Origin of the sequence: Tractidigestivibacter scatoligenes (genome assembly GCF_001494635.1) — a bacterium.
In the GTDB taxonomy this organism is placed as follows: domain Bacteria; phylum Actinomycetota; class Coriobacteriia; order Coriobacteriales; family Atopobiaceae; genus Tractidigestivibacter; species Tractidigestivibacter scatoligenes.
Genome location: NZ_LOJF01000001.1, coordinates 477,191 through 494,662 on the forward strand (window position 1 = coordinate 477,191; position 17,472 = coordinate 494,662).

A 17,472-nucleotide genomic window follows, 5' to 3' on the forward strand; every position below is an offset into this window, starting at 1 on the left:
TGCGGGCAGGAAGCGAAGGAGTTTCTCATGAGCAAGACCGCCATCGTCACCGATAAGGCCCCCAAGGCGCTTGGCCCCTATTCTGCGGGTGTCGCGTCCAACGGCTCCATCAACGTGTCCGGCCAGCTGGGCATCGACCCTGCTACCGGCAAGCTCGCCGGCGACGACATCCAGAGCCAGACCCGCCAGAGCCTGACCAACGTGAAGAACATCCTCGAGGCCGCTGGCGCCTCCATGGCCGACGTGGTCGAGACCACCGTCCTTCTCGCCGACATCAACGAGTTTGGCGCCATGAACGAGATCTACGCCGAGTTCTTTGAGGCCCCGTATCCCGCGCGTGCGGCGTTCCAGGTGGCTGCGCTCCCCGGTGGCGGCAAGGTCGAGATCAAGGCTGTCGCGAGGGTGTAGGTCTGGTCCGTTCAGTAGTATTGCTCCCCAAGGCGGGCGGTGCTGGCTGGTGCTGGCGCCGCCCGTTTTTCTCGGCGTGTGGGACGGCTGCGGTCGCGGAAAGTGACAATGAAAAACGCGGAAAGTGACAACGAGATTGACAATACATGCAAACTATGAAGTAAATAGCTAAATATATATACATAATGGAATATGTGTTATAAAAATATTCCTATAGTAACAGCCCCTCGCAGTGGTGCGAGGGGCTGTTTAATCTGGGTTGCCAAACGTTCCGAGGAGCAATAGTTCGGATTTGGTTAGTCCTCGTCCTCGTCGTCTTCAATGGAAGAAACGCCCTCGTCTACGCGCTTGGCAATTGCCACTGCATCATTCGAATTGCGTACGAACTCTCTAAAGTCCGGTTCCATAAGAAGAATGGCAGTTTTAGAGAGAAGCTTAAGATGAGTGGTGCCCGCTTCTGCCTCGGGAACCAAGAGAGCTATTGAGATGTCAACAGGTTTCCCATCGAAAGACGGCCACTCTAGCGCCTTCTTGGTCTTAAATACAATGACTGATGCATACTTGATTGCTGCCGATTTTGCATGGGGAACGGCAAATCCATCTTCCATCCCGGTCTCGCACTGGTTTTCGCGCCAGAGAAATGCCTGAAACACTGCCTCTGCGTCATCGGTGATACCAAGCTGCTCTGCACGCTTTGAAATTGCCTTAAGAACATCGATACGAGAATCCTCGTCCTGGTCCACAAATACGTTCTTGCTGGAAATGAATTCACCCATAGCATGTCTCCAAGGTCACTCTATATACTCCGCCCATAGGACAGAGCTATTAACTGTTCATTCCGATGGTTGCAGGCGAATCGGCGTTTTTCAAAGTAACGGTTCGTACCCTAGAAGTGATGAGATGCTTTGAGATGAGCAATAAGGTGAAAGTAATGAAAAAGTCGGTGAAAGAAATAACTCAGAATTATGAAAGCATATCGAAGATAATAATAGAGAATAACAAAAGAACGTTTGTGTTGCTGCCCGACGACATCATCTGCTGCCAAGACTCCCGAAATTAGTGACCGTAGAGAGAGGAGCTCCGCATGACTGCAGGAGAAATAGGTGAGCCGAGAGAGCTTAGGTCTGATGACAGGCGCAAGGCAATGGTCGAGCGCTTAAACGATGGCAACAGAATTACCGTAAAGGAAATGGCCAAAGAATTTGGCGTCTCTGAGGTAACGATACGGTCTGATCTTGAAGTTCTTGAGCGGGGAGGAAAGCTCAAACGAGTTCGTGGCGGAGCCGTAATGCTAGACCGTATGCGAGATGTTGCCGACATCCAGAGCAGAATGACCATTAATGTTGACAAGAAAAAGGTAATCGCTCAGCTTGCAAACTCATTGGTGTCAGATGGTGACTCAATCATCATTGACTCAGGATCGACAGCGTTTGAGTTTGCCAAGACTTTGGTCAACAAGAGGCACATTACCGTGCTTACGCAAGACATCAACACGGCAATGTTCATAGATTCCGAATTGCCGAGTGCATCTGTGGTGCTGTTGGGGGGAGCCCTTCGGCCTAGACACGGTTATTGTTGGGGGCCCCTGACGATTGGCGTGATAAACCAGTTATACGTAGACAAAGCCTTTATTGGCTCAAACGGGTTCTCTCCATCTCAAGGCTTCATGACCGAGAACCCGTATGGGAGTGAAGTGAAGCGATCCTTCATAGAGCATGCTCGTCATTCAATCATTCTCATTGATTCGAGCAAAATCGGCATTCATAGCTTTATTAAGTTTGCTGATATCGGCGAAGTTGATCATGTGGTAATGGACAGCGATCCTGAGGGTCTTGTATCAAGGGCTGCTAGCACGGTGTATCCTTCGCCAAGCATTTTGCTTCCATAGAAACGAAAATACTACGCGTCGATGTAAACGCCAATAAATAGCTGGTAAATTGTGCACGGCCAGATTACATCGAAGCTCATCTTTCGAAACTGACGAATATCTACCAGTAACTGCCGCCTACGACTTACGAAACATTTTCAAACTATTGTGCATTCCTTTCGATATATTGAGTCCAGTTGCAAGCGATACGACGGACACGGTTTCCTAAAGGCGCGTAAGTAATCTTCAACAGGATGCAAGCGAAAGGGATGCCATGAGAAAGTTTGATTTCGGCGTCGACACCTTTATCTGGAGCGAGGATTTCTCCGAGAAAGACCTGTGGGTCATCCGCAAGGCAAGCGATCTTGGATTTCATAGTATTGACTTCGCCGTGGCGCACCCTGACACCTTTCCTGTCCAGGAGGTTGCCGAGGAGCTTTCAAAGACCGGTCTTACACCCGTAACAACAACCACACTTGGGGCGGACACAAACCCCATCTCGCCTAATCCCGAGGTGAGGGCAGCTGCTGTAGCTCATATGAAGCGCATGGTGGATATCTCCAAGGCGCTGGGAGCGAAAGTGACCGGGGGCGTGAACTATGCAGGGTGGGGCTACCTCACTGGCAAGATGAAGACGCGCCAGGAATGGAACTGGTCCGTTTCCTGCATGCGAGATGTTGCCAACTATGCGCTCGACACCTATCCCGAACTGCGCATTTGCGTAGAGCCTTGCAACCGTTTCGAGACGCACTTCCTCAACACCGCGGTGGAGGCGGTCGAGTACTGCAAGGCTGTGGGTACCCCTAATATGGGGGTGCACCTCGATTGTTTCCATATGTCTCACGAGGAAAGCAACTGGACTGATCCAGTCTTCACGTGCGGTAAGCAGTGGCTTGGTTACGTGCATGTCAACGAGAACCAACGCGGAATCCCTGGTACCGGCATGGTTAACTTTCATGCGTTCTTTAACGCACTGGAAGATATCGACTACGAAGGACATTGCGTCATCGAGTCCTTTGACCCGAACTTCGAGGAGCTGTCGCGCAACTGCGCTATCTGGAGGCGTTTTGCTCCGACGGGTGAGGAGCTTGCAGTTAAGGGTCTCGCGAATCTGCGCCGCATTGCAGATGAGGTAGATTCCCGCAGGGATTCCCAGCTTGATCTCCAACTGGCTGATTAGGCGCATTTTCGATATGTGGCATCACTTGGCAGAGCGAATTTGCCTGCCAATTAATGACGTGTGGGCCTAGTGCACCCACCCAACGAGAGGAGACATCAATGCTTGTTAACATGACTCAGATTCTGAAGGACGCCGAGGCAGGCGGCTATGCCATTGGCTGCATCAACACCCCCAACCTTGAGACGATTCGCGGGGTCCTCGCCGCAGCGGAAGAGGTTAACGTCCCCATCATCATCGATCACGCTCAGGTCCATGATGAGAACGGCATCAAGGTCGAGGTTATTGGGCCCCTGATGGTGGAGTATGCTAAGAAGGCAAAGGTTCCCGTCTGCGTTCACGTTGACCACGGCTCTGACTTCTCCTTCATCATCCGCTGCCTGCGCGCCGGCTTCTCCTCGGTCATGTATGACCTCTCTGCGCTTCCCTACGAGCAGAACCTTTCCAAGGTCAAGGAGTTTACTGAGTATGCCCACAAGGCAGGCATCTCTGTGGAGGCAGAGCTTGGCATCATGACTCTCGCTATGGGTGAGGGCTGGACACACGAGACGATCAAGACCACCTTCACTGATCCTCAGCAGGCTGCGGATTTCGCTGAGCGCTCTGGCGTTGATGCCCTCGCAGTCTGCTTTGGCACTGCCCATGGTATCTATGCCGAGCCGCCTGTTCTGGATATCCAGCGCGTTCGCGACATCCGTGCGGCCATGCCAGACACGACTCGCGTTGTTATGCACGGCGGCTCCGGCGTTGATGAGAAGCAGGTCCAGGAGGCCATCACCGCTGGCGTCTCCAAGCTCAACTACTACAGCTATCTGGGCATGGCTGCCACCGAAAACATGGCGAAGATGCTGAGCGGCGAAGGTCGCCAGCGCCAGTGGCACGAGAACCAGGAGGCGCAGGTCGACTTCATCAAGGAGTATGCAAAGCACGTGCTCACCGTATTCAAGAACGGCAAGTAGCCTTCGAGGTTTGAACACGACGACAGCTCGTGCCGGCCGGGCTGTCATTTTGGGAGGGGAACATGTACGTCATAGGAGTGACTTCGTGTGCGACAGGCATAGCTCACACGTATATGGCAGCAAATGCAATTCGCAAGGCGTGCAAGAAGCGCGGCTATAAGGTCAAGGTCGAGACGCAAGGCGCAGTTGGAGTCGAGCACCGCCTAACCGAAGAGAACATCAAGGCGGCAGACTTAATCGTCTTTGCGAACGATGTCCAGATTACTGACATGGGGCGCTTCAAGGGGTACGAGGACAAGATCAAGCGTATTACGCCTGATGGAGTAATTCGTAACCCCGATTCAATTTTTGATTAAATAGAGCATTTTGTTGTGAGCCACAGCAAAGGAGAGAGAACATGGCATCAGAGAAGCAGAGTGTCGGGCGCCAAATCCAAAGCGCCCTGCTCACCGGCGTTTCCTACATGCTTCCGTTTGTCATTGGCGGCGGCATCCTTATTGCACTTGGATTCTTGTTCGGAACATATCAGGTCCCCAGCGTTGAGCCCTACGGATCTACGTTTGCGTCGACGGTGTTCTGGCTCGGCAAGGGCGCGTTCAGCTACATGGTGCCAATAGTTGCCGCCTTCATCGCCTATGGAATAGCTGACAAACCGGCTATCGCGGTTGGTATGCTCGGCGGGTTCCTTGCCGGCGATCCTTGGGGTGTTGGCCAGGCGTCTGGTTTCATCGGTGGCATCATCGCCGGTATTCTCGCTGGATACATTGTCCTGCTCCTCAAGAAGATCAAGCTTCCCAAGGGCTTTGAATCTATCGTTCCCACCCTCATCATCCCGGTAGTTGGCATGCTAATTGAGGGCTGCCTCATGTTCTACGTGATTGGGGCTCCCCTTTCTGCCCTGACCGCTGCACTCACCAATTGGCTGAACGGTCTCGCCGGAGGCTCTGCAGTGCTCCTCGGAATTGTCCAGGGCTGCATGCTTGCATTCGATATGGGCGGAACCGTAAACAAGGTTGCCTATGCCTTCGCCCTTGCCGCAATGGATGCCAACAACTTCGCTCCTATGGCTGCAAACTTCATTGGTTCGATGACTCCGCCCCTCGGCATTGCGATTGCCGTTCTGATTAGCAACAAGATGGGGCTGCACAAGTGGAACGCGGAAGAGAAGAGTTCCGGCAGCATCATCGGTCTGTTCACTGGCGCCATTGCAATGGTTACCGAGTACGCTATCCCCTATGCCGTAGCCGACCCCCTGCGCGTAATTCCCGCTCTTATGGCCGGTTCCGCAACTGGCTGCGCACTCTCGTATGCCTTTGGCCTCACCATGATGGCTCCCCATGGTGGCCTGTTCGTTCTCTTCGCTCTTAACAACGTGCCCCTGTTCCTCCTCGCACTCATCATTGGCGCGCTTGTTACGACGGTGCTCCTTCTGGCACTCAAGAAGAAGGTCGATCCTGAGGATGAGGTTGAGTACCTCGATGATGACGACGAGGACGATGACGAGGAGTAGACGCTAGCACTCTGAAACGTTCTATCTCCCTCAGGTTGTAGTCAAAATAGTCAACGAAAGAAGTAGTGATATGGCAAAGCTTGCAGATATTCTCGAGCACTTCCCGTTTGACCCCGACAAGAAGGCTCCCACGCTTATCCGACAGCAGGACTATTCGACGGCGCTCTATCCGCCAAACGATGCCTCCACCTCTGACAACACGTTTACAATCATCTCCACCGATACCTTTATGCTGGGAATCTACGAGCTGGCACCTGGATCGTGCTTCATGCCGCTCGATATCCACCCCGGGGATGAGTCTTACTACATCCTGGATGGCCCCGTCATTCAGCGTAGCGGCAACGGACAGTTCGTATGGCTTGATACCGGCGATGGCCTGTGCATGCCGAAGGGCGCCTGGCACAGTGGCCACAACTTTACCGACCACAAGACGCGCATTCTGTACTTCATTGCGCCCAAGGCTTGGAGCAAGGACATTCCGCCCGCAGTGATTCCCTCCGACGAGGAGACCAAGTACTACAAGGGCAAGAACAATGACAACCTGCCCGATATGCGTGGAGCAATCGCGGGGCTTGGTCGTCCGGCCTGCACCGATGACATCGGCCACTTCCCAGCCGAGGGCGAAGAAATGCGCAAGACTGGCGCAATCTACGCAGTGCACAATTATGACAAGCTAAACAACATTCACGGTACCAAGCATCCCATGCTGCTCCGTTTCATTACGAGCAATGACTTCGGAAACTTTGGCGAGATGATCCTTCCTGCGGGAGGGTTTGGACCTCGTTATTCTGAGCCAGATAAGCATGAAGGCGATGGTTGCCTGTACTGCGTGGATGGCCCCATCACAGTGAACCTTAACGAGCTTGAGGAAAGCTTCGTACTTCAAGAGGGCGATACGTTCTTCTTGCCTGCGGGGACCTCGTATCAGCTTGTGAATTTTGAAGCTAAGCCTGTAAAGGCAGTATTTGGAATTACCAAGCTCTAACAGTTGGTTCAGACGGGGATGCGGATGCATCCCCGTCGTTTCTGAGGGGGGTGTCGCGATGAAGATTGCGATTGGGAGCGATGAGGCTGGGTTCAGCCTGAAGGAACAGCTGAAGGGCTACCTCACATCGAAGGGGCAGGAAATCATCGACGTTGGGTGCTACTCTACCGACCCCGTCCTGTATCCCGATATTGCAGAGGCTGCCTGCGAGAAGATAGTATCCGGGGAGGCCGAGCGTGCTGTGCTCGTCTGCGGCACGGGAATCGGAATGGCAATTACAGCCAACAAGATTCCGGGCATTCGGGCAGCCGTGGGACATGACGCCTACTCAGTCGAGCGCAGTGTGTGCAGCAACGACTGCCAAGTCATTACCTTCGGCGCAAGGATTGTCTCGTATGTGTACGTGACTAGGATGCTTGACGAGTGGCTTGGGCTCGAGTTTGCAGGGGGCGGCAGCGCACCCAAGGTCAGGGAGATAGCAGAGGTCGAGAGCCGGCACGCGGGGGAGGCGGTGCGGTAATGCAACGAGTGATCAACGATCCGGATATGCTCGTGGAGGACATGCTGCCCGGCTTTCTTGAGGCGAACAAGTCGCTGGTACATGCCTCGAGTGAAAATCCGAGGACGGTTGTCTCGAATTTTGTCGGCCAGGGCGCTCCGCGTGTTGGTATTGTCTCCGGTGGCGGTTCGGGCCACTGGCCAGCGTTCATCGGCTACTGCGGACAGAACATGGTAGATGCGGTTGCTGTCGGTGAGATTTTCTCGTCTCCGACGGCTAAGGCATTCGAGCAGTGCATCCGCGAGGCGGACAGTGGCAAGGGCGTGGCAGTTCTCTACGGCAACTACGCTGGTGACAACATGAACGTGAAGATGGCGCTGCGCCGCGTGGAGAAGGAGGGTATCCACGTCGCGACTGTGGTGGCGAACGACGATGTCGCGTCAGCCCCCTCCGACCAGCGCGACAGGCGCAGGGGCGTCGCGGGCGAGGTCCTCATGTGGAAGTGCGGTGGCGCTCGCGCCGCAATGGGTGGCAGCCTTGAAGAGGTTATTGCTTGCGCTCAGAAGGCAATCGATAACACGCGCTCCATTGGAATTGGTCTCTCTCCCTGCACCATTCCCTCGTACGGCAAGCCGAACTTCTCGATTGAGCCCGGATCTATGGAGGTAGGCATTGGCCACCACGGAGAGCCAGGCATCAAAGTCGAGCCCCTGAAGGATGCCAACGGCATGGCGGACGAGATGGTCGAGGCGGTATGCTCCGACCTTCCATTTGGGAGTGGGGATGACGTAGTTGTTCTCATTTCTGGTTTGGGCGCCACTCCGGTGATGGAGCAGTACATCCTTTCAGCAAGAGTTTTCTCGGACCTGAAGGATCGCGGTATTTCAGTGTACAAGTCTTACGTGGGCAATTGGTTTACCTCGCTTGAGATGGGAGGGGTGACGCTCACTCTCATGAAGCTAGATGACGAGCTGAGGGAGTGTGTGGACTTTTCAGTGAACACTCCTGCCCTAGTGCAGCTCTAGGCCGTTGCCATTCGATTGATTGGTGGTGGGACGAATGTCCGAGAAGTTTTCGAACGCGGGCAGCGCTGACATCGTGCTCGCCCTGTGCGCCGCAATCCACGAGAGTAAAGACTACCTCAGCGAAGTGGATGGAGCCATCGGAGATGGTGACCACGGCGTGAACATGAATAAGGGCTTTACACTTGCCAGCCAGCGCATCGACGCGAGCTCATCGTTCTCAGATGCTCTTGAAGTGCTCGCGGATACTCTAGTGGATGACATCGGCGGTTCGATGGGGCCAATCTACGGAACTTTCTTCATGAGTCTTTCAGAGAACCTCTCGTCTTCTGATGAGATTAATGCTAAGGAGTTTGGTAATTCTCTCGCAGACGCTGCACAAGCGCTTGAGGACCTTGCCGGAGCCAGGCCCGGCGACAAGACGCTAGTGGACGTGGCGGTGCCCGCAAGTGAAGCATTCCAGGCCGCAGAGCAGAGGGGCGATGGCTTCTCGTCTTGCCTCTCTGCAATGGCAGAGGCTTCCGAGGCAGGTTGGAAGAGCACGGAGGGCATGCAGGCTCGGCTCGGTCGCGCAGCTAGGCTGGGGGAGCGTAGCATCGGTCATCTCGATGCGGGTGCCACCTCTTGCAATGTGATTCTGCAGACCATGGCGAAGGAAATCTCTGCAAAGCTTCAAGGCTAGAAAGGTGTCTCTGCTTGGCGTGAATGGCGCTCACCTTGCCTTGACGGGTGTCCGAGAGTAAGAGAGCGCGCTGTTCTCGCTCACATCGGATGCCCATGCAGATAGGGCCATGCTACATCTAGCCTCCTGCTATTATCAGATTGCCGCGGGGTTCTCGTAACGAGGCCCCGCGGCATCTGTAAAGGGAGGCCATTGTGGACGCGATTGCTTTTGAGCAGATGAGACAGGGGCACGCGCTCATGGCTGCGTGCTGTGCGCTGTATCTTGCCTGGTGGGTCATCTTCTTCTGGCCCAAGGTGAGCGGGGGTTCTGCGCACGGGGTGCTGAGGACCATCGGCATCGTGGCCATTCTCGGCTCGGTGGCGTGCGGCGTCTTTGGGGCCACGCGCACCTGCGGGGGAGCGGCAAGCCTAGCTCCAACGGGGGTTGTGGTTGGGTGCCTGGTTGGCGCCGTTGTTCTCTACCTGGCGCTTCTCGGCATCACGCAGCGCATGTTCCAGCGTCAGCCCACCACCGAGCTGGTGCTCTTTGTGGCGTGGCTTGGCATGGAGGTCTGCTGCGCGCTGGCCCTTGGAGGCGCGGGACAGACCGGGGCCGCCGCGCTGGTGGCTGTCCTTGCAGTTGTGGGGTTTGTCGTGAGCCTGGTGTGCTACGTGCTCTACTACCGGCTCGAGCCGCTGCCGTCGTTTGTCGACGGGTGCGTGCCGCTGGCGCTTATCGGCGTCGTGAGTGTTGTGATAGCGTGCTGTCTGCCCGCTGGGGCGTAGGCCCTATTGGGCCCCGCTGGGTTTTTGGCAGGGCTTCCCGCTGCGTCCGAAACGCCCCCCTCGCTCCGCCCCCTCTCTTGGCAAACCTGCGACTTAATAGCACACCCCCGAAAAGGCCGTAAGCCGTCTACCTGCGGATTCTCTCAGCGACGCACGAGGCTAACTGCTATTAAGCCGCAGGTTTCTGGGAGACCAGGGCCGAGAATCGCCCGCGCCGAGAAGCGCCCGCGGAACCGGCCTCGCGCTACACCCGCTCCAGGCGGTGCTCGCGCACGGAGCCGGCAGCGACGGGCGTCTCGTCCCCGCACGCGCGCAGCTCGGCGGCAAACCGCACGGCAAGCTCAATGCCGGCCTGGTCATCGGCCTGGTTCACCACGATGTCGTCCGCGCGCACCACGCCAGCCGCGTGCTCTGCAGCAACAAAGCGCGCGTACAGCTCGGGCGTGCACTCGTCGCTCGCGGAGCAGCCCACGGCTGCGCACATGAGCTCCGGCCGATGCACAACTTCGCCCACGCACCCGCCAAACCCCGATGCTCCCACCACCTGGATGGTCTGGCTGCTCTCGGCCGGAACCACGGGCTCGTGTGCAGCGTGTGCCTTGTGGGGCAGTCTGCGTGCGCCATCGGCCTCTACCAGCACGCGGTCGGCAAGCACGGCGAGCGTGCCAAAGCCAAGCGACGGCGCGCACAGCTTTCCGGCGGCTCCCTCCGCGCCCGGTGCGCGAGTCCCCACACAGACAACGCGGGTGTACCAGAGCGCCTGCTCAACGTCGAGCTCCGTAGCGTCAAGCAAGAGCGGACAGCCCTCGGGCGCCAGCATATGCGTGGACGTGGTGATGACCACGGTGCATCCCAGTTCGCGTGCCAGCTCGTTCACGAGGGTTGACTTGCCCCCGCTCCCAACCACTGATAGAACGCCGCTATCCGTTCGCAGCAAATCCGCAAGATTCATGAGGAACCCTTACAAAAAGTCATATGCTCTAATGAGACCAGGGGACAGTCCCTTTGTCTCACAAAGGGAGTTTCCCTTGCCCCATAGCATACCGGATGAGACAAAGGGACTGTCCCTTTGTCTCATTTCGGCCCAACGTTATACACTCGTGTGGTTAACGCCCGACGTCGCCTGACATCAGTCGCAGCGCTCCGCCGGCAAACAGATTGGAGTCACCATGAAGATCGATGCACGCAACCTCACCTGCCCCAAGCCCGTCGTGCTCACGCTGGAGGCTCTGCCCAAGCTCGCAGCCGGCGAGTCTCTCGAGGTCGTTGTCAACGACTCTGTTGCCCTGGGTAACCTCACGCGTCTGGCGGCTGAGAAGAACTGCGACCTCACTACTACCGCATCTGGTGACGAGACCACCCTTACCCTCACCCCGCGCGGTGAGGTGAGCGCTTCCGAGAATGCCGCCTCCGAGGCTCAAGCCTTCTGCGACCTGCCTGCTACCGGTGCCTCCGTCATTGCCGTGGACACCGACACCATGGGTCGCGGTGACGAGAAGCTCGGCCACATCCTCATGAAGGGGCTCATCTACGCCCTGGCGCACGGCGAGTCCGTTCCCAAGAAGATGATCTTCTTCAACGGCGGCGCGCACCTTACCTGCGAGGGCTCGGAGTCGCTCGAGGACATCAAGGAGCTCGAGAGCCGCGGTACGCAGATCCTCACCTGCGGCACCTGCCTGGACTTCTACGGTATTCGCGAGAAGCTCGCCGTGGGCGGCGTGACCAACCTGTACGAGATTGCCAAGGTCATGGCGGGCGAGCCGGGTGTTACCACCCTGTAGCGACAAGGCCTGCACCATGATTTACCTCAACTGCGCCGCCACGTCGTACCAGCGTCCCGAGTGCGTGATTGACGCCGTCGCGGACGCCCTGCGCACCTTTGGCTCGTGCGGCCGCGGCGCCCACGAGTCCGAGCTTGCCGCGGCTCGCTCCATCGCCCTTGCGCGGGAGCGGGTCTCGGCCCTTCTCGGCTTTGGCCACCCCGAGCGGCTAGTCTTTGCCGCCAACGCTACCGAGGCGCTCAACATGGCCATCCTGGGCACGGTGCCTGATGGCGGGCGCGTGGTGGCAACGGACTGGGACCACAACTCGATCCTGCGGCCGCTCTACCGCCTTAGGGACGAGAGGGGCGTGACCCTGAGCTTCGCGGCAGCAGACCGCCGCGGCGTGCTTGACATAGACGCCCTGGTAAACGCTATCGTGCCTGGTACGAGCCTCGTGTGCCTCACGCATGCCTCGAACCTCACGGGCAACGTCCTCTCACGCGAGGAGCTGGCGCGCGTGGTTAAGGCGGCGCATGGCGTGGGGGCGCCGGTGCTTCTCGACTGCGCGCAGACGGCGGGTGCTCGCCCCATCTGCATGGACGAGCTGGGCATTGACCTCGTGGCCTTCACGGGGCACAAGGCCCTCATGGGGCCGCAGGGCACGGGCGGCCTTGCCGTGGCGCCTGGCGTGGACGTTCACCCGGTGCTGCGCGGCGGCACGGGCGTGCTCTCCTTCGAGGAGGGCCAGCCCGCGGGCTACCCCGAGCACCTGGAGGCAGGCACGCTCAACGGCCATGGCATCGCGGGCCTCTCGGCTGCGGCGGCATGGATCGCCGAGAAGGGCCTCGACACCATCCACGCGCACGACCTCGCGCTTGTGAGGCGTTTCGTGACGGGTGTGCGCCGTGTGGGCGCCACGATCTATGGCAACTTCCCGGCAACGGAGGAGGGGCTTCTCGCCCCCGGCTTTGACCACGCGCCGGTGGTGAGCGTGAACCTGCCGGGCTGGGATTCCTCCGAGGTTGCGGATGCCCTTGGGCATGACTACGACATCGCCGTGCGCGCGGGCGGCCACTGCGCGCCGCGCATGCACCGGGCGCTGGGGACGCAGGACTCGGGTGCGGTGCGCTTCTCGTTTGGGTGCTTTACCACCGAGGAGGACGTGGACGCGGCGCTTACCGCCCTGGCCGAGCTGGCCGCAGAGGGGGAGGGCGACGACGATGTCACGTCATAGGCGCGAGCCACGCGTTGTTGCGTCGTTTGACTCGACGCACGAGGCGCTGGCCTGCGAGGCTGCCTGCAAGGAGGCGGGCGTCGCGGGAAGGATTATCCCAACGCCCGTGAGCATCCGCGCGGACTGCGGGCTTGCCTGGTCCATGCCGCCGGAGGTGCGCGGTGACTTCGAGCGGCTCGCAAAGGGCCGCTTTGCCTGCGCTGGATTGTACGAGCTAGAACTCTAGGGGCGTCTGCTCCTAGTTGGACGGAGGGGGAGACATGCTGGTTGTTGTGAGAGGGGCGGGAGACATTGCCTCGGGCATTGCCGTGAGGCTCCACCGCTCGGGAGCGTCCATCGTGATGCTGGACGTGGCGGTGCCAACCTCGGTGCGCCGCACCGTGTGCTTCTCGGAGGCCGTGCGTCTTGGCGAGGCCGAGGTCGAGGGCATCCGCGCCGTGCGCTGCGAGAGCGCGTCCGAGGCGGCCGAGGTCGCGGCCACAGGTACCATCGCCGTGCTGGTGGACCCCAAGGGGGAGAGTATTCCCGAGTTGGCGCCCGAGGCCGTGGTTGACGCCATTCTCGCCAAAGAGAACCTGGGGACCACCAAGGACATGGCGCCCGTGGTGATTGGCGTGGGTCCGGGCTTCCACGCGGGCGAGAACTCCAGCGCGGACTGCCATGCCGCCATCGAGACCAAGCGCGGCCACTACCTGGGGCGCGTTATCTACGACGGCTCGCCCATCCCCAACACCGGTGTGCCGGGAAACATTGGCGGCTACACCACCGAGCGCGTGCTGCGCGCGCCGGCAGACGGCCCCTTTGAACCCATCGCAAAGATTGGCGACCAGGTCAAGAAGGGCGACCTCGTGGCCAAGGTCTCTGGCGAGCCCCTCTACGCGACCATCGACGGCGTGCTGCGCGGCCTTCTCCAGGAGGGCCGCCCTGTCACCAAGGGCATGAAGTCCGGGGACATCGACCCGCGCTGCAAGGTGGGGCACTGCTTCAGCGTCTCCGACAAGGCGCGCGCCGTAGGAGGCGGCGTCCTCGAGGCGCTGCTGCACTTCTCGCACAGGCTGGAGGGATAGCAATGGCAGAGAACAACGTGGCATCCGCTGGCGGCAACGACGTCAAGCTCACCAAGCTCGCCGAGTGTGCCGGCTGCGGCGCAAAGGTGGGCGCGGGCGAGCTTGCGAAGCTCCTCAAGGACATCAAGGTCCAGCGTGACCCCAACCTCCTGGTTGGCTTTGACAAGTCGGACGATGCGGCGGTCTACCGCGTGACCGACGACGTGGCCATTGTTGAGACGGTCGACTTCTTCCCGCCCATTGCCGATGACCCCTACACCTACGGTGCCATTGCCGCAACCAACGCGCTTTCGGACGTCTATGCCATGGGTGGCGAGCCCAAGGTGGCGCTCAACGTGATGGCCGTGCCCGAGGACATGTCCTCCGACGTTGTCCACGAGATCCTGCGAGGCGGCTACGAAAAGGTCTACGAGGCGGGTGCCTCCATCGTTGGCGGCCACAGCATCTACGACGAGGAGCCCAAGTACGGTCTGGCAGTCACGGGCTTTGTGGACCCGCACCGCATGCTCACCAACTCGGGCGCGCACCCGGGCGACGTCCTGGTGCTCACCAAGGCGCTCGGCGTGGGCGTCATCACCACTGCCGAGAAGGGCGGCCTGGCAGACCCCGCGGACGTCGCGGCGGCGGAGCGCCAGATGATGTGCCTCAACCGCTGGGCGCGTGACGTGATCGTGCGCCACGACGTCCACGCGACCACCGACGTCACGGGCTTTGGTCTCATGGGCCACTCGCTTGAGATGGCCCAGGGCGCAGACGTTCGTGTGGCGATCGACGCCGGCGCGCCGGCGCTTCTCGCCCACGCGCGCGACTGGGCGCGTTTGGGCATTCTGCCTGCGGGAATGTATCGCAACCGTCACTTTGCCGAGGCATCCGTGGACGCGATGGGCGTGCCGCAGGACCTTGCCGACCTCCTCTTCTGCCCGGAGACCTCGGGTGGCCTTCTGGTTGCCGTTGCGGAGGACGATGCGGACTCGCTGATTGCCGACCTTCTCGCCGACGGACGCGTTCCGGACGCGCGCGTGGTGGGCCGTGTGGAGGCCTACGACGGCGGCCCGCGCATCCGCTTGAGCTTTGCTGGGTAGAAGCGTCTTGACACATCTAACGCCAACCAAACGAATGGCAGGTAGAACCCTATGACAGACTCGCACGAGACCCTGCGCGACATCGCATTTGTAGGACGTCTCCTAAGGGAGGCCGAGGAGGGCCGGGCCTTTGCCCTCGCAAGCATCCTTGCCACACGCGGTTCCATGCCACGTGGCGCGAGCGCGCGCATGGCGCTTCTCGCCGATGGAACCTGGCTGGGCACTATTGGCGGCGGCCGCATAGAGCAGCAGATGCAGGAGAGGTGCCAGCACGTGCTGGCAGGCGAGGAGCCCAACCAGCTGGAGTGGATGACGCATGCCAAGACGGGCATGGCTTGCGGCGGCGACGCCCTGGTGGGCGTGAAGCTGTGGGAGCCCACGTTTGCCAAGGACGTGCTTGGTGACCTGCTGGAGCACCTGCGCTCTGGCAAGCCATTCGTGATCACTGAGCACTGGGCGGACCTCTCGGACGTGACCCTTGAGCTTGCCAGCCTCGACGAGCTGCCCCAGGGTGACCCCCGTGCTACTACGGAGACAACCCTTTGGGACGAGGAGAGCAAGACCTACGCAGAGCCTGCCGGTCCCGACCCCATTGCCTACATCTTTGGCGGCGGACACGTTGGTCGTGCCCTTACTCCCGTCCTTGCCAGCGTGGGCTTTAGGGTGGTGGTCTTCGACGACCGCGAGGGCGTTGCGGTCTCTGGAGACTTCCCGGCGGCGGAGCGCGTGGTGCTCGGCGACTTCACGAAGCTCGATGAGAAGTCGCAGGTGACGTCGCGCGACTACGTGGTGGTGACCACGCACGGGCACGCATGGGATATCGACGTGCTCGAGCAGGTTGCGCGCGTGCACCCCGCCTATGTGGGCTGCATTGGCAGTAGGGGTAAGGCGGCCTTTGCGCGCAAGACCCTGAAGGAGCGCGGGGTCGACCCCACCTGGGTCGACGAGGGCATTCACCTGCCCATTGGCGACCCCATCCTTGCGGTGACGCCCCCCGAGATCGCCATCTCGATTGCGGCGGAGATGATTCGCTGCCGTGCGGAACTGCGCCCCGCTTCCGAGCGCCCGCACCAGCACTAGTGAGACAAAGGGAGTTCCCCTTTGTCTCATTGCCCGCACCAGCCCTAAAGGCGCCGTTGCCCTGTTCACTCAGGGCTTCCGCCCTTGTCCTAAAAGACGACCCCCGGCGGCTCTGAACTGCCTCCCATTTCTTGGACACGGAAATTGAAGTCCAAGGAATGGGAGGCCTTTTTATGGCATCTGACCTGAGGTGCAGGCACGACGAGTCGCTCCGGCCCAGGCCGAAGGGCAGGCCCAGGGGCTCCGGCCCCAAGGCAGCCCCGAGGACGCGCGAGCAGGAGCTCGAGGAGCGCGTCCGCAGGCTCGAGGCGCAGGTGGCGATGGAGCTGCGCGCCGTCGACGGCGCCCGCATAGCGGACAAGACGGTGCTCAAGATGATGAACGAGATGGGGCTCAGGTGCGGCATCCGCAGGGAGACCGACCACCACCGGTACAACTCATACAGGGGCGTCGTCGGCGAGGTGTTCGAGAACGTGCTCGGACGCGACTTCTCCGCGGACGGCCCGTGGCAGAAGATGGGCACTGACGTCACCGAGTTCAAGCGCTCCTTCGGCAAGGCCTACCTCGCGCCGGTCTACGACTTCGGCAGCAAGGAGATCGTCGCGTGGTCCATCTCGGAGAGCCCGGGCCTCGCCCAGCAGGAGGAAGTGTCCGCCATGCCCATGGCGGCGAAGCCAGAGGGCGCGAGCCCCATCCTGCACTCCGACATGGGACGGATCTAACTGGGTTGTAGAGATGGACGACAACCCGTGAGATGCCTTCTCGGACTTCCAGATCACGGTCATGCAGAGCTATGGCGACGGCTACCTCATGTTGGGCACCGATGATGCCTACCAGGTAACGGATGACGGTAATATCGCGGTGGACTTTGACGGCGAGTGGCTCTCGATTGACGGCAGCTTCTTCTCGTTCTAATGCGACGAGCCCGAGGAGACCGAGGATGGCGAGATTCGCTACTCCGGAACCATTCCGGCGATTCTCAACGACGGAGAGCGGATCGATTTGGTGGTGACCTGGCCCACGGCGAGCGAGCGCGGTGATGGCGAGGCCATCGGGTATGTCCAGGGCTACCGGATGTCTGGACAGGGCTACGTCCTCGGTCGCGGCCTTGGGCAGCTCAAGGCAGGCGACACGCTGACGCCGGTCTTTGACTACTTCGATTCCGAGGGCAACTGGGTCGAAACCCTTCAAGGCGATGCCATCACGGCGTTCGACCCATCGAACGTCGAGGTGCGCTACGAGGACGCTGGCGATGCTGACGTGGTGTTCTGGGGAACGCTGACCACGGTCTATGGCTCCCAGGTTGATACCGAGGTCTTGACCACGGAGTGAGACAAAGGGAGTCTCCCTTTGTCTCATGCGCACAAGGT

Annotated in this window: 22 protein-coding genes; 20 read left to right on the top strand and 2 right to left on the bottom strand. The window is 59.7% G+C overall.

The annotated features are described in order from the left end of the window. Positions 1-27 precede the first annotated feature (27 nt). Positions 28-408, top strand: coding sequence for a Rid family detoxifying hydrolase (locus AUL39_RS02130; RefSeq protein ID WP_059053122.1), 381 nt, complete (start codon positions 28-30; stop codon positions 406-408). A 296-nt stretch (positions 409-704) separates the two neighbouring features. On the opposite strand, the gene AUL39_RS02135 is transcribed toward AUL39_RS02130, so the two are convergent. Beyond that, positions 705-1,184, bottom strand: a complete 480-nt coding sequence (locus AUL39_RS02135; RefSeq protein WP_059053123.1) for a fructose PTS transporter subunit IIA — start codon at positions 1,182-1,184, stop codon at positions 705-707. A 308-nt stretch (positions 1,185-1,492) separates the two neighbouring features. Between AUL39_RS02135 and AUL39_RS02140 the strand changes: the two genes are divergently transcribed. From AUL39_RS02140 to AUL39_RS02185, 10 genes are all read left to right on the top strand, one after another. Further along, positions 1,493-2,296: a DeoR/GlpR family DNA-binding transcription regulator gene (locus AUL39_RS02140; RefSeq protein WP_059053125.1), complete on the top strand. Its 804-nt coding sequence runs from the start codon at positions 1,493-1,495 to the stop codon at positions 2,294-2,296. Positions 2,297-2,549: 253 nt separating this feature from the next. Further along, positions 2,550-3,455, top strand: coding sequence for a sugar phosphate isomerase/epimerase family protein (locus tag AUL39_RS02145; protein ID WP_059053127.1), 906 nt, complete (start codon positions 2,550-2,552; stop codon positions 3,453-3,455). A 110-nt stretch (positions 3,456-3,565) separates the two neighbouring features. Continuing rightward, positions 3,566-4,411, top strand: coding sequence for a class II fructose-bisphosphate aldolase (locus AUL39_RS02150; RefSeq protein WP_201783897.1), 846 nt, complete (start codon positions 3,566-3,568; stop codon positions 4,409-4,411). Between the two features lie 62 nt (positions 4,412-4,473). Continuing rightward, entirely contained in the window at positions 4,474-4,767 is a 294-nt protein-coding gene (locus tag AUL39_RS02155; RefSeq protein WP_059053132.1) for a PTS fructose transporter subunit IIB, read from the top strand. 41 nt (positions 4,768-4,808) lie between these two features. Then, a complete protein-coding gene (locus tag AUL39_RS02160) occupies positions 4,809-5,921 on the top strand; it encodes a PTS fructose transporter subunit IIC (RefSeq protein ID WP_059053134.1) in 1,113 nt (370 codons plus the stop codon). Positions 5,922-5,991: 70 nt separating this feature from the next. Beyond that, positions 5,992-6,906, top strand: a complete 915-nt coding sequence (locus tag AUL39_RS02165; RefSeq protein WP_059053136.1) for a cupin domain-containing protein — start codon at positions 5,992-5,994, stop codon at positions 6,904-6,906. Between the two features lie 58 nt (positions 6,907-6,964). After that, entirely contained in the window at positions 6,965-7,426 is a 462-nt protein-coding gene (locus tag AUL39_RS02170) for an RpiB/LacA/LacB family sugar-phosphate isomerase (protein WP_059053139.1), read from the top strand. Then, on the top strand, positions 7,426-8,430 hold the full coding sequence (locus AUL39_RS02175) for a dihydroxyacetone kinase subunit DhaK (protein WP_059053141.1): 1,005 nt from the start codon (positions 7,426-7,428) through the stop codon (positions 8,428-8,430). Before AUL39_RS02170 ends, AUL39_RS02175 begins: the two co-directional genes overlap by 1 nt. A 34-nt stretch (positions 8,431-8,464) precedes the next feature. After that, positions 8,465-9,109: a dihydroxyacetone kinase subunit DhaL gene (gene dhaL / locus AUL39_RS02180; RefSeq protein ID WP_059053142.1), complete on the top strand. Its 645-nt coding sequence runs from the start codon at positions 8,465-8,467 to the stop codon at positions 9,107-9,109. A gap of 194 nt (positions 9,110-9,303) precedes the next feature. Then, positions 9,304-9,876 carry a hypothetical protein gene (locus AUL39_RS02185; RefSeq protein ID WP_059053144.1) on the top strand — a complete coding sequence of 191 codons (573 nt, stop codon included), beginning with the start codon at positions 9,304-9,306 and terminating at the stop codon, positions 9,874-9,876. Positions 9,877-10,120: 244 nt separating this feature from the next. On the opposite strand, the gene yqeC is transcribed toward AUL39_RS02185, so the two are convergent. After that, positions 10,121-10,828: a selenium cofactor biosynthesis protein YqeC gene (yqeC, locus tag AUL39_RS02190; RefSeq protein ID WP_059053146.1), complete on the bottom strand. Its 708-nt coding sequence runs from the start codon at positions 10,826-10,828 to the stop codon at positions 10,121-10,123. 217 nt (positions 10,829-11,045) lie between these two features. Here yqeC and yedF point away from each other — a divergent pair, with 217 nt between their 5' ends. The 9 genes from yedF (at position 11,046) to AUL39_RS02230 (ending at position 17,434) form a co-directional block, all read left to right on the top strand. Then, entirely contained in the window at positions 11,046-11,657 is a 612-nt protein-coding gene (gene yedF, locus AUL39_RS02195; protein WP_032110448.1) for a sulfurtransferase-like selenium metabolism protein YedF, read from the top strand. Between the two features lie 16 nt (positions 11,658-11,673). Continuing rightward, complete coding sequence (locus AUL39_RS02200; protein WP_059053149.1) at positions 11,674-12,873, top strand: aminotransferase class V-fold PLP-dependent enzyme; 1,200 nt, start codon at positions 11,674-11,676, stop codon at positions 12,871-12,873. Continuing rightward, a complete protein-coding gene (locus tag AUL39_RS02205; protein WP_059053151.1) occupies positions 12,860-13,099 on the top strand; it encodes a DUF3343 domain-containing protein in 240 nt (79 codons plus the stop codon). The genes AUL39_RS02200 and AUL39_RS02205 overlap by 14 nt, the downstream gene beginning before the upstream one ends. Before the next feature lie 34 nt (positions 13,100-13,133). Continuing rightward, positions 13,134-13,940 carry a selenium-dependent molybdenum cofactor biosynthesis protein YqeB gene (gene yqeB, locus AUL39_RS02210; RefSeq protein WP_059053153.1) on the top strand — a complete coding sequence of 269 codons (807 nt, stop codon included), beginning with the start codon at positions 13,134-13,136 and terminating at the stop codon, positions 13,938-13,940. A gap of 2 nt (positions 13,941-13,942) precedes the next feature. Then, a complete protein-coding gene (gene selD, locus AUL39_RS02215) occupies positions 13,943-15,022 on the top strand; it encodes a selenide, water dikinase SelD (RefSeq protein ID WP_059053155.1) in 1,080 nt (359 codons plus the stop codon). 51 nt (positions 15,023-15,073) lie between these two features. Then, positions 15,074-16,102 carry an XdhC family protein gene (locus AUL39_RS02220; RefSeq protein ID WP_059053158.1) on the top strand — a complete coding sequence of 343 codons (1,029 nt, stop codon included), beginning with the start codon at positions 15,074-15,076 and terminating at the stop codon, positions 16,100-16,102. Between the two features lie 158 nt (positions 16,103-16,260). Further along, a complete protein-coding gene (locus AUL39_RS11405; RefSeq protein ID WP_235810760.1) occupies positions 16,261-16,824 on the top strand; it encodes a hypothetical protein in 564 nt (187 codons plus the stop codon). A gap of 61 nt (positions 16,825-16,885) precedes the next feature. After that, positions 16,886-17,017, top strand: coding sequence for a hypothetical protein (locus AUL39_RS11525; RefSeq protein WP_268873214.1), 132 nt, complete (start codon positions 16,886-16,888; stop codon positions 17,015-17,017). A gap of 90 nt (positions 17,018-17,107) precedes the next feature. Continuing rightward, positions 17,108-17,434: a hypothetical protein gene (locus AUL39_RS02230; RefSeq protein WP_153001535.1), complete on the top strand. Its 327-nt coding sequence runs from the start codon at positions 17,108-17,110 to the stop codon at positions 17,432-17,434. The last annotated feature ends 38 nt before the right edge of the window (positions 17,435-17,472 follow it).